This window comes from Gilliamella sp. (genome assembly GCF_024104075.1).
GTDB lineage: Bacteria > Pseudomonadota > Gammaproteobacteria > Enterobacterales > Orbaceae > Gilliamella > Gilliamella bombi.
This window is the reverse complement of sequence record NZ_JAGGHR010000020.1, coordinates 25254-38068: the sequence shown is the minus strand read 5'-3', so window position 1 is coordinate 38068 and position 12815 is coordinate 25254. Positions and strand designations below refer to the sequence as shown.

Genomic DNA, 12815 nt, shown 5'->3' with positions numbered 1-12815 from the left:
TCAAAGCAGTTGCCTCTTCGACTCATGCTTTGCCTTAGTCCATATTGTAACAATAATTGCTTGAAATCAGCACTGCAATATTGGCTTCCTTGGTCACTATGAATGAGTACATTTTTAGGAAATTGACGCCGAAATAAGGCTTGTTTTAATGTATTACACACTAAATGGCGGTCTATGTAGTGTGGAATGACCACACCTGTTCAAACAACAAAATTAAGGGGTAGCTATTTGTTAAATTCTACCTCAGGCAAATAGCTTAACAAGGCGTTAGTTTTGTTTTCTTATGTATATTCCTTACAGTAGCTTCTCAAATTACTGTAAATAACGCTAGTAAATCCTACAAATAAAGACTATTACACCTTATGATATCAATTTGCATTTAAATTAAGTTTTTATTCAAATAAGCAAGCATCCTAGAAAGAGCTTACCAAATTATGATAGAATCACGTCCCATGATGCAAAATAATGTATTTGTTATAGCAATCATGAAATAAATAGCAAGCAAGCAAACAAAACACCATTATCATGAATAAACATGTAATTCCGATCTTGTTGATAATGTAATGAATACTAATAATAGAGTTATTAAATACCATAAAAAAATGAAAATTACTTTAGTAAGTAAAATAGACGAGAATTTAGTAGAGTTCAAATCTGATTTAGGATGTGGTGTTGCGATTTGGGACAATAGTAAATCATTATCAAACACATATTATAATATTGAATTAGAAATCGATGATTTTTTTGAGTGGGGTAAGAATATAACTCTTGAAAAAATACCTGGGTATGGCTTTTATTTAATTAATAACAACATGTTTTTCAAGGCTAAAGTGATATCTTGTGAAGATACAGGTATTTTAGTTTTGTCACTAGGAAGAGATATTATTTTTATAGAAACATCTGGCACATGCGAAATAAACAGCTATATATCATTTTTTACAACTTCGGATAATGTTATGTTATTCTCGATAGAACTGTAATATTTAAAAATTGGATACTATAAACTAATTCTGCTATCCATTTCTGCATACTTTACCTGACTCAAGCAAAAAATTATGTTGGATGGCAACAAATTTTTCAGACAATATAAAAATCTACGAATGATTTTGAAAAGTTATTTTGTTCCATGCTGTGTAGCAATAAAAAATGAAAGATAAAGACAAATATTCTATAGAATGGCTCCGCTTAAAAGAGTCTGAAAAAAAATTATTTTCAGCTAAATACTACTTCAAAAAATCAAATCTGTATTTTGATCAATTATTATTTGCTCTTAAAATTCTGTCAGAACAAGGAACAGCACTAAGGTTTGTAAGAGATGAAGATTTTGACGACAAAGAGCTAGATAATTTAATTCCTATTGTCATAGAAATATCAATAGGCGGCAATATAGATCATATTCCAATAGCTAGAGATATATTATTCAAATATAGACATAATAATATTGTAAAGAAAACACTACCAAAAATGGTTTTAAAATATCTCGATTCTTCTGATGATTTCATATATAGAAGAATTGCAGAATTGCTATTAGAATTGAATTACAAAGAGTTAAAAAACTCTTTTATTAACAAATGTAAAAAGAGTGAGAATAAAGATATAGTTGAGATATATAACGATTTTTATGAAAAATATAAATGAAGTTATTCTCATAAAGGAAAACCAATGGCAGGGTTAAAGAATTCTAATTGATGCTTTGCAAAAATTTGATAATTCATATTATAGATTTTGAAAAGAAATAACAAACGCAACTGAAACAGGCAATTTTATTAATTATGTGGATATCTCAAAAGCTACTGTAAATACCAAATTTTTAGCACAAAACTCACGTAGAAAATTACACTGCCTGTTATCGTGTTTAAATTCAATAGGCGTCATATTATAAATATCTTGATGCTTTATTAGATTACATTTTAATTCTTCTACTAAACTAACATTAATTTTCATTACCGCCAAACTTTTCTGATTATTAATAAACTACCCCAATATTCATCTAACTAATATCAGCCTTTATTTCCCACTATTGCAATTAGTCGGTATAATGCCAACAATTTTATTGTTAAGTGAGTTATGCATGAAAACGCTATTTGCCAGCACGTCTCGTGGGCTTGAAGAGTTATTAAAAAAAGAGTTAGAACAAATTGGTGCAATTAATTGTAAAATTGCGCAAGGTGGTGTTTATTTTGATGCCGATGACAAAACGCTATATCAATCATTATTATGGTCGCGTTTGGCATCTCGCATTTTTCTATCTATTGCCGAGTTCGACATCTATAGCGATTTGGATCTGTACTCTTGTGTGTTTAATATTAAATGGCCAGATATTTTTGCTGTTGATAACTCTTTCGTGATTAATTTTGTTGGCGTAAACGAGTTTATCCGTAATAGTCAATATGGTGCGCTAAAGATCAAAGATGCGATTGTTGATCACTTTTTGCGTCATACTAATGAACGTCCTAATGTAGCAAAACAAGATCCCGATATTCGACTTCATGCTTATTTAAATAAAAACCGTGTCACACTATCTTTAGATCTAAGTGGTAATAGTTTACATGAGCGTGGTTATCGAGAGCAAACAGGGAAAGCCCCACTAAAAGAAAGCCTAGCGGCAACTATTATTATGCGTTCTGGTTGGAAAATAACTGAGCCATTGCTCGATCCGATGTGTGGTTCAGGTACATTACTAATTGAAGCGGCAATGATCGCATCACAAATCCCTCCTGGTTTACATCGTAAACAGTGGGGATTTTTTGCTTGGAAAGGCTTTAACCCGACATTGTGGAACGAATTGCTTTTCACCGCAAAACATAACGTATCTAAAACAAACACTGCATTTATCGGTTATGATAATAATGCGACGGTACTTGAACGAGCTAAACAAAATGCTCTTCAAGCAGGTGTGGAGGATTTAATTACATTTTCGATGCAAGATGTGACACAACTGACCAATCCATTGCCAACTGAAACGGTAGGCATGATCATCAGTAATCCACCTTATGGAGAACGCTTAGAAAGCGAACCTGCGCTTATTGCTTTGCATACGGCACTTGGTCGACAAATCAAACAAAATTTTGGTGGATGGCGTTTATCATTATTTAGCGGTGCGCCACAATTGTTAGATTGCTTACAAATGAGAGCAGAAAGACAATTCAAAGCAAAAAATGGCCCTCTCGACTGTATACAAAAAAATTATGTCATTGCTAAGCGTAATACTGAAGAAGCAATCACAAATTTTACTATGCCTGCGGCTGATTTTGCTAACCGATTACGCAAAAATAAACAAAAGTTAGAAAAATGGGCTGCTCAAGAACAACTGGAATGTTATCGACTTTATGATGCAGATTTGCCTGAATACAATGTCGCTATCGATCGTTATAAAGATAAAATAGTGATGCAAGAATACGCAGCGCCGAAAAACATCGATCCACAAAAAACTCGCCAACGGCTTTTTGATACTATAAATGCTACCATGTCAGTGCTTGAGCTTACCGCCGATCAGTTAGTATTAAAAACAAGAGAAAAGCAAAAAGGCAAACAGCAATACCAAAAGCTAGGACAAAAACAGGACTATTTTTTAGTCCATGAATACCCGATTAATCAGCGCAAAACCGCATTTTGGGTTAATGTGACCGATTATTTAGATACAGGACTGTTTTTAGATCATCGCTTAGCACGAAAAATGATTGGTGAAATGAGTGCAGGCAAAGACTTTCTAAACCTATTTGCCTATACAGGTAGTGCAACGGTTTATGCTGGACTTGGCGGAGCAAAATCAACCACCACGGTCGATATGTCTCGCACCTATTTGGAATGGGCAGATCGTAATTTAAAACAAAATGGTTTAACAGGTAAAAAACATCGATTAATTCAGGCGGATTGTTTGCTCTATTTATCTCAAGCTGATAATCAATTCGATTTAATTTTTATCGATCCGCCGACATTTTCAAACTCGAAACAGATGAACGATACCTTTGATGTTCAGCGTGATCACTTAAAATTGATGGCCGATTTAAAACGCTTGTTACGCCCTAATGGAACAATTATCTTTTCGAATAATAAGCGTGGTTTTAAAATGGATAGTATCGGTATGCAAAACCTAGGGTTAACCTATCAAGAAATTACCAATAAAACGCTATCGCTTGATTTTAAGCGCAATAAACAAATTCACTGCTGTTTTATTGTAAAACATCAATAAACACAAACCGCCATAAGGCGGTTAATTTATTAAAATTATGACAAAATAAAACATTCAACAAAATTAAAAACTTTACTGAGCATTTTTAATCAAAATTAAACCATTTCAGCTGGGTTTGATTTGCTAAATAATATATAAGCAGTAATCACTAATAATAAAATTCAATCTTGTAAAAAAGTTTCAGGAAACTATACGTTTTAGTATATTTTTCTCTTACCACCTTCCAGAAGAGTGATCTTAATCACAAAAACAAAAAATAGACCCATTTTAACAATGTGATACTCATCACACTTATCAATTTTTTTTAATGAATTGAATAACTAAATCCTTCTACAATAACAGCATGATGATTATACAATCAATAAGGAAAGTTTTATATTATGACAAGTTCAAACATCAAATTAAAAGTTCAAAATTTTGGACGATTTTTAAGTAATATGGTCATGCCAAATATCGGCGCATTTATTGCTTGGGGATTTATTACCGCTATTTTTATTCCAACGGGCTGGTACCCAAACGAAACCATTGCCAAGTTAGTTAGCCCGATGATCACTTACTTATTACCACTGTTGATTGGTTATACTGGCGGTAAATTAGTTCACGGTGAACGAGGCGCCGTTGTCGGTGCAATTACGACAATGGGGGTCATTGTTGGTGCAGATATTCCGATGTTCTTAGGTGCTATGATAGTCGGACCACTTGGTGGCTGGGTAATAAAACAATTTGATAAAACCATAGACGGAAAAGTCAAAAGTGGCTTTGAAATGTTAGTCAATAATTTTTCAGCTGGTATTATTGGCATGCTACTTGCGTTGCTTTCTTTTTTTGCAATTGGACCTTCTGTCGTTGTTGCATCAAGTAAATTAACTCTTGCTGTTAATTTCTTAGTTGAGCATAACTTACTACCTTTAACTTCAATTATTATTGAACCTGCCAAGATTCTTTTCTTAAATAATGCAATTAACCACGGTATATTTTCACCATTAGGTATTCAACAAGCGGCAGAGCATTCTCAATCTATTTTCTTTTTAATCGAAGCAAATCCTGGTCCTGGATTAGGTTTATTACTTGCTTATATGTTGCTTGGTAAAGGTTCTGCAAAAAGTTCAGCCAGTGGTGCAGCAATCATTCATTTTTTTGGGGGAATTCATGAAATTTATTTCCCATATGTATTAATGAACCCTCGCCTTATTATTGCAGTGATTTTAGGTGGAATGACCGGAGTATTTACTTTAACACTATTTGGTGCCGGTTTAAGTTCACCAGCATCGCCAGGATCAATCATCGCCGTTCTTGCGGTCACTCCAAAATCATCAATGTTTGGCGTAATTATTTCTGTCATTGCAGCAACAATGGTTACTTTTATCGTTTCCGCTATTTTATTAAAAACCACCAAAGAAGCAGATAAAAGCCTTGAAGAGGCAAAATCGAATATTTCTGAAATGAAAAATGAATCAAAAGGAATTGTAAATGGTACACTTGATCTTACTAAAGTTAAAAAAATTATAGTGGCTTGTGACGCAGGAATGGGCTCAAGTGCTATGGGCGCAGGAGTATTACGCAAAAAAGTTCAAGATGCAGATTTGGATATTTTTGTCACTAATGTAGCAATTAATAATCTGCCTGATGATGTTGACATTGTTATTACACATAAAGACTTAACCGATCGAGCAAAACAACACGCACCAAATGCACATCATATTTCATTAACTAACTTTTTAGATAGTCAATTATATAGCCAACTCGTGGCGGATCTTTTAAGCTCTCAAGCAAATAATGAAGCAAGTGAAACAGTGCCTATAAGCAATCAATCGACTGATAATATTCCCCTATTTAAATTATCACAACAAAATATCTTTTTAGGGTTAACCGCTAAAAATAAAGAAGAAGCAATTCGTTTTGCAGGGCAAAAATTGGTTGATAATGGTTATGTCACACCAACTTACATTGAAGCAATGCTAGAGCGTGAAAAATTAACATCAACTTATTTAGGAGAATCAATAGCCGTTCCACATGGCACTATTGAATCAAAAGACGATGTTATTAAAACTGGTATCGTATTTTGCCAATACCCTGCTGGGGTCCAATTTGGTGATGAAGAAGATGATAAAGCAAAAATTGTGATTGGTATTGCTGCTCACAATAATGAACATCTTGATGTCATAGCAAAACTGACTAATGCATTAGATGATGAAACTATTATTGCAAAATTAGCAACGACAAATAATATTGAAGAAGTTTTAGCAATACTAAGTTAACCTATTTCTATTTCCCACTTTACACGGGAAATAGAGTGAAATATTTAAAATTAAATTATAAAGTTAAGGATTATTATTATGCAAGCACTACACTTTGGCGCAGGTAACATTGGGCGAGGTTTTATCGGCAAATTACTATCCGATGCTGGTGTACAAGTTACATTTGCGGATGTCAATCAGGAAATTATTGATGCCATCGCCACTCGTCATGAATATCAGGTAAATGTTGTTGGCGAGCAATCTACAACTGAAATAGTTAAAAATGTTGATGGAATTAATAGCACCTCTAATGAAGTGATCGATTATATTGCCAGCGTTGATTTACTCACCACTGCCGTTGGTCCACAAATTTTAGCGCGTATTGCTCCAACGATTGCCCAAGGAATTATTGCAAGACATAATCGAGGTAACAGTAAGCCACTTAATATTATTGCTTGTGAAAACATGGTACGAGGTACCAGCCAATTTAAACAAGAAATCTTTAAAGCGCTACCAGAAGAAATTCAGCAATGGACAAACACCCATATCGGTTTTGTCGATTCTGCGGTGGATCGTATTGTACCACCTGCAACATCAAAAACAGGCGATATACTAGAAGTGACTGTTGAGACTTTCTCGGAATGGATTGTTGATGAAACACAATTTGTAGGCATTATTCCAACCATTAAAGGCATGCAACCCGTTGATAATTTAATGGCTTTTGTGGAACGTAAGTTATTTACACTTAATACTGGTCACGCAATAACTGCTTATTTAGGATTTTATAATGGTATTGGCACAATACGTGATGCAATTCTAGATGAACGTATTCGTTTAATTGTACGCGGAGCCATGGAAGAGAGCGGGTTAGTACTTATCAAACGTTACAATTTTGATGAGCAAAAACACATGGCATATATTGAAAAAATATTATCCCGCTTTGAAAATCCTTATTTACAGGATGATACTGCACGTGTTGGGCGTCAGCCAATTCGTAAATTAGGTGCAGACGATCGTTTAATAAAACCATTACTTGGCACCTTTGAATATCAAGTTAAAAACACTAACTTACTAATTGGAGTTGCTGCTGCGCTTAACTATCGTAATAATGATGATGAGCAAGCAGTTAAACTAAAAAAACTCATTACTGAAAAAGGCGTTAAACAAGCTTTTTGTGAAATCTCTGGTATTGACGTTAATAATTCTATTGTTATGAAGGTTGAAGAAATTTATACTGCAATGCAAGATCATCAATTTGTCTAATTCTCAATGTCAGAATCGATATTACAAGAAGATATAATATTAGAAAAACTCAACCAGCAAGCTGATATTCACAGCTTGCTAAAAGTTGCCATTAAATTAATTAATGATAATGTCAACAAATTGATTCTTAAAGTCTTCCGAAAAGAGCCTCACGCCATTAAATTTGTTATTCCCTCATTGGTGGGTAAAAATGGACCTCTCAATGATACCTCAGTGTGCCTAAAACTGCTTTATGTGTTGGGTATTATTTCTCGTGAGGATTACGAAGATATAGAGCTACTGATTGCTGTTTTGGACGAACTAGAGCTAGACGACAAACAATACACTTATTTAGATGATGAAATTTTAGGTCCTATTAGCTTATTACATGATATGGTATTACCACCAAGCTGGGAATCGCAACACGAAAAAGTAAAACAATCAGGTATTGTCAATACTTTAAAATCTTCCATTTACCAAAATCGCTATCAACAAATGATACGCTCGGCACTCATCATCGCTATCACAGAGTTAACGGTTCGAATCATTAATAAACAAAAGATTGACTATTTTCCATAATAATATTGATTGTATATTTTGTTGATACGTTAAATTTACTCTGCTCGTCACTTATATCTATTTAAAGAAATGATTCGCAATTTAAAAAAAATAATTTAACGAGTAAAAACATCGATTAATTTAGGCGGATTGTTTTGCTCTATTTATCTTAAGCTGATGAACAATTCAATTCAATTTAATGTTTATCTTTCCGCCCACATTTTCAAACTCGAAACGCATGAATAATACCTTTGATGTTCAGCGTGATCACTTAAAATTGATGACGGATTTAAAACGTCTGTTAAGACCTAATGATACTATCATTTTCTCCAACAATAAGCGTAGTTTTAAAATGGATAGTAGTGGTATGCAGAATCTGGGGCTCACCTATCAAGAAATTAATAATAAAACCCTTTCGCTGGATTTTAAACGCAACAAACAGATTCACTGCTGTTTTATTGTAAAACATTAATAGACGGAGCTGGAAAACAGCTAATCCACCCGAATATCAAAATAGCCGTTAGAGGGTACTGGGCACTAATACGATGTTAGTATGCTAAACATAGATGTTTGGCATGATTTTACAATGTCCTAAATAATTCACAACTAGTATGTTAAAACCGAGCGATGACTTAAGCTACTCTTGGGTATGTAAACATATCTCCTTAGATTGTTTTTAAAGGCTGTGGTATAACTGGTTTAATTCGGGTGTTGTCATCGTATAGAAATGATCACTGAAGTTTATAACACCCGAAACCTGTAATTCTAAATATTTAAAAAGAATTCATTGGGATATTCACCTAATTTTATTTAATTTTTCAAAAAAACTTAATCATCCTACCTAACAACTAACACCGAAGTTTTAGCACCACGAACCACCCCAGAAGCATTAGATCCTAAAAGATGAGTTGAGATATTAGGACGACGTGAGCCTAGAATAATTAAATCGGGTTGAATTTCTTCCGCTAAACGGAGAATCTCATCCCTTGGATTACCAAATGCAATAGAAAAGGATACATTTTCACGCGGTAAATCAATCGAGTCAATAAGTTTATGCAAGTCTTTTTCCGTTTGTACTGTAGCTTTATCCTTAAATTCGTCAAAACCAAATGAGTAAACATTCACAATGGCTGAAGCGACTGGTAATGTATGAAAAAAGATAACTTGGGCATTAGACAGTTTGGCTAAGCACTCTACATGTGGAATGACTTTTTTAGTTAATTCATCTTCAAGCACATCGATAGGAACTAAAATTTTTTTGTACATAACTCCCTCCTTGCTTTGTTATAGATTAGATTATATATTCAGCGAAACTAAAACAGGTTTTACCTAGCTAGTATGATACTAATTTTAAATTTAATCTTTAATTATTTTTTATTCATTTTATGATGGAGATCAACGTTCGCTATATTATTTATCAATCCAATATAAAAATCTAGTTAGAACACGTAGTTGATCGTAATGGTCATATCGGGTTTAATGAACACCCTTTTGCTTGGATTTTAAGAGATAATTAAAATGAGAATCATATTAGCATCAACATCTGTATCCCGTAAAAAAGTGCTTGAAAAATTAGCTATCCCTTTTGAGTGTATGCCACCAATTTGTGACGAAATACCACTAGCAGGTGAGTCAGCTAAGCAATTGGTGGTTCGGCTAGCTAAACTTAAAGCCCAATCATTAGCTATGCAGTTTGCTGATAGTTTAATTATTGGCTCTGATCAAGTTGGTGTGTTAGACGGTAATATTGTTTGCAAACCGCATACAATTGATAATGCCCGTAAACAGCTTCGACAAAGTAGTGGTAAAGCTTTCTATTTTTATACTGGGATGACAGTAATTAATACCAAAACACAACAACAAATCACTATTTGCGAACCATTTAAGGTGACTTTTCGGCATTTAACTGATTCAGAAATTGATGCTTACATTAGCAAAGAGAAGCCACTACAATGTGCTGGTAGTTTTAAATGTGATGAACTGGGCATCACCCTGTTTGATAAACTTGAAGGTGATGATATTAATTCATTAGTTGGGTTGCCATTATTAAAACTCAATAAAATTATGATCGACATGGGTTGTAATCCACTTTTAATATAACAATTCAGTTAATAACTAAACCCATTAGTCAATAAATCGTCCAGCTGACATTTTCATAACTTTTTGGCTATAACGGGCAACATCATGATCATGAGTGACAATTAATAACGCAGTGCCTTGCTGATGAATTTCAGTCAGTAATTGCATGATTTCAGCAGCGCTTTCTTCATCAAGATCACTTGTTGGTTCATCAGCAATAATCATTTGTGGTTTACAAATCAGTGCTCTCAATATCGCAATACGGCGCATTTCACCGCCCGACATATTAGCTGGGTATGCATCTTGCAAATGGCTTATTTTGGCTTTTTCAAGCAACCTCTTAGCTTCATTTAAGGGATTTTGGTTTTCTCGCTTGGTTAAATAAAAAGGCAGTCGAATATTATCAATTGCTGTTAAATTAGGTAGTAAACTGCTACCTTGAGGAATATAACCAATATGCTGATTACGAAAGGCAGATACTTGCTGATCATTAAGATCAAATAAATTTGTATTATTAATAGTGATTTTTCCTTGCGTTGGTGTAAGTAAACCAGCAATCATATTTAGCAAAGTGGTTTTACCACTGCCTGATTTACCCATAATGCATATAAAGTCATCTTTTGCCATTGAAAAACTAACATTATTCACAGCTGAAAAGGTTTGTTGCCCTCTTGTGTAATCTTTACGTAGGTTTTTAACATTCAGTAACATTATTCGCCCTCTCTAAGGGTACTATAAGTATCAAATTTAGTCATTGATAAGGCACTATAGGAGCTTGATAAAGGTCCTATAATTAACGTAAGAATAAAAACAACAATTGCATATAATAATGCATCAAATATTGAGATATTTACACACGGCAAACCAATAGATTGGCAGATCAATAAGCTAAATGCATAAAGTAATACCGAGGCGATAACAATGCCACTAACTCCGCCTAATCCACTAATTATTAAAGATTCACGAAGCAACATTTTAACTAAATCACGCCGTGAAGCGCCTAATATTCGTAATAAGCTAATTTCACGCTTGCGTTCATTTAAGCTTGAAGAAAATATCACAAAAATCACAATAATAGCTAAAACCCAAAAAATAGCCGATAGGCTATATACAATAGTTGAAAAGCTAGTTAACCATTTTGATATATTACTTAACATACCTTTGGTCATAATAAAATCAATATTATAGTCAATGGCGTATCTGGGCATAATTTGATTAACAATATCTTTAGGTTGATAATCTGAATTGACCTTAATGAAAATCGACGAGGCATAATCAGCAAAATGGTCGACATCCCCTTCAATTAATTTTGCATTTTTCATTAATGATTGGGCTGCCGACATAGTCATAAAGACAGAGGTATCAAATCCCATCCCTGTGCTATCCATTTTAGCAATAATTTTAAAAGGATGATTAAAAAATAAGATTTCATCGCCCACATCAGAACTAATTTTAGAACCAACAACGACTTGATTATCAGTCAATGGCTCTGAAAGTTGTGATTGTAACCAAGGCTTAATTATAAAATCAGTATGCTGTTCAAAACCAATTAATTGGACTTTAGACGAACAACATCCTGCATTTAATGAAGCAATAAATAGCTGAGGTGAAATGGCCTCAATACCTTTGATACCTTTTATTTTATCAATCAAATCTACTTTTAAATAAAAAGTACTCGGTTCACCACGCAATAAGGCAACTTCCATATTTTTTTCGTAACCATTAGGCACAATAAGAATATCAGCACCTAACCTGTTAGCCATGCCTGAAATACCAAGGCTGAGATTTTTCATCAGTATACTTCCACCAAACAGCGTTGCCGAAAAAAGCGTAATGATGATAATCAAACAGCAACTTCTAAACGGTCGCCGCTGAATATTTCGCCATGCTAAATTTGCCATGGTGATCGGTTTTTCGCACATATTGACTTCCCTGCTTGTTGGATTTAAATGTTATACCTATATCTGGTAAAGATAAGTGTGGTCTTTGTTTGCTAACAAAACTCTATCAATTTTTCGTTGTTTTATTTAAGTAATAGATGTTAATAACAGCGGCAATAAATAATAAACCTGATAATAAAACTAAGGCCGGTTTAGATCCCATATTGCATCGCATCATTTCATTACCGCAAACACCAATTAGAATTGTTGGTATAGCCGCTACTAATAAAGAAATACACGCAAGTGCCATACTTAATCCCATTCGCACAAAAGCAGTACGGCTAGTTAGTAGCAATGCACCAATGGCTATCACTAAACAACCAATGCCAATTTCAGCTCTTGCTGTCCAAAAACATTTCATGATTTTTCCTGCGCCACTATGTATATGCCCGTTATGTGCTACCTCGCTACTAGCGTGATTCAATGTATCAACAGGCATGGTTACAACATCTGGAAGAGGACAAACTGGCAATATATATAATGGAAATAAGATAATTAATACTCCAATAATAATAAAAATACTTGATGAAATAAGACGGTTTTTCATATATAACAACCTTCAGTTGA

General features: G+C 33.9%; 12 protein-coding genes and 1 pseudogene. 8 read left to right on the top strand and 5 right to left on the bottom strand.

Annotation, left to right across the window (positions count from 1 at the left end; genetic code table 11):
- A partial coding sequence (locus J6569_RS07595) for a DDE-type integrase/transposase/recombinase (protein WP_296318167.1) occupies window positions 1–194 on the bottom strand: 194 nt, incomplete at its 3' end.
- A 369-nt stretch (window positions 195–563) separates the two neighbouring features.
- On the opposite strand from J6569_RS07595, the gene J6569_RS07590 reads away from it, so the two are divergent.
- The 7 genes and pseudogenes from J6569_RS07590 to rlmL form a co-directional block, all read left to right on the top strand.
- Window positions 564–980: a hypothetical protein gene (locus J6569_RS07590; protein ID WP_296302613.1), complete on the top strand. Its 417-nt coding sequence runs from the start codon at window positions 564–566 to the stop codon at window positions 978–980.
- 166 nt (window positions 981–1146) lie between these two features.
- Window positions 1147–1638 (top strand): hypothetical protein, encoded by a 492-nt coding sequence (locus tag J6569_RS07585; RefSeq protein WP_085164009.1) that lies wholly within the window; start codon window positions 1147–1149, stop codon window positions 1636–1638.
- A 433-nt stretch (window positions 1639–2071) separates the two neighbouring features.
- Entirely contained in the window at window positions 2072–4192 is a 2121-nt protein-coding gene (gene rlmKL / locus J6569_RS07580; RefSeq protein ID WP_296318166.1) for a bifunctional 23S rRNA (guanine(2069)-N(7))-methyltransferase RlmK/23S rRNA (guanine(2445)-N(2))-methyltransferase RlmL, read from the top strand.
- A 380-nt stretch (window positions 4193–4572) separates the two neighbouring features.
- Entirely contained in the window at window positions 4573–6450 is a 1878-nt protein-coding gene (locus tag J6569_RS07575) for a PTS mannitol transporter subunit IICBA (protein ID WP_065589501.1), read from the top strand.
- Window positions 6451–6528: 78 nt separating this feature from the next.
- Entirely contained in the window at window positions 6529–7692 is a 1164-nt protein-coding gene (locus J6569_RS07570) for a mannitol-1-phosphate 5-dehydrogenase (RefSeq protein WP_296318165.1), read from the top strand.
- A 6-nt stretch (window positions 7693–7698) separates the two neighbouring features.
- Window positions 7699–8250 carry an MltR family transcriptional regulator gene (locus J6569_RS07565; RefSeq protein WP_296318164.1) on the top strand — a complete coding sequence of 184 codons (552 nt, stop codon included), beginning with the start codon at window positions 7699–7701 and terminating at the stop codon, window positions 8248–8250.
- 106 nt (window positions 8251–8356) lie between these two features.
- Window positions 8357–8701: pseudogene (gene rlmL / locus J6569_RS11270) on the top strand (23S rRNA (guanine(2445)-N(2))/(guanine(2069)-N(7))-methyltransferase); the annotation flags it as partial.
- Window positions 8702–9066: 365 nt separating this feature from the next.
- Here rlmL and J6569_RS07560 read toward each other — a convergent pair.
- A complete protein-coding gene (locus J6569_RS07560) occupies window positions 9067–9495 on the bottom strand; it encodes a universal stress protein (RefSeq protein WP_065589497.1) in 429 nt (142 codons plus the stop codon).
- 252 nt (window positions 9496–9747) lie between these two features.
- Between J6569_RS07560 and J6569_RS07555 the strand changes: the two genes are divergently transcribed.
- Window positions 9748–10329, top strand: a complete 582-nt coding sequence (locus J6569_RS07555; protein WP_296318163.1) for a nucleoside triphosphate pyrophosphatase — start codon at window positions 9748–9750, stop codon at window positions 10327–10329.
- Window positions 10330–10353: 24 nt separating this feature from the next.
- Here the strand turns inward: J6569_RS07555 and J6569_RS07550 are convergent, their stop codons facing one another.
- The 3 genes from J6569_RS07550 to J6569_RS07540 form a co-directional block, all read right to left on the bottom strand.
- Window positions 10354–11019 (bottom strand): ABC transporter ATP-binding protein, encoded by a 666-nt coding sequence (locus tag J6569_RS07550; RefSeq protein WP_296318162.1) that lies wholly within the window; start codon window positions 11017–11019, stop codon window positions 10354–10356.
- Window positions 11019–12230, bottom strand: a complete 1212-nt coding sequence (locus J6569_RS07545) for an ABC transporter permease (protein WP_296318161.1) — start codon at window positions 12228–12230, stop codon at window positions 11019–11021. The genes J6569_RS07550 and J6569_RS07545 overlap by 1 nt, the downstream gene beginning before the upstream one ends.
- 85 nt (window positions 12231–12315) lie before the next feature.
- Window positions 12316–12795: a DUF4418 family protein gene (locus J6569_RS07540; protein WP_085164000.1), complete on the bottom strand. Its 480-nt coding sequence runs from the start codon at window positions 12793–12795 to the stop codon at window positions 12316–12318.
- Between the last annotated feature and the right edge of the window lie 20 nt (window positions 12796–12815).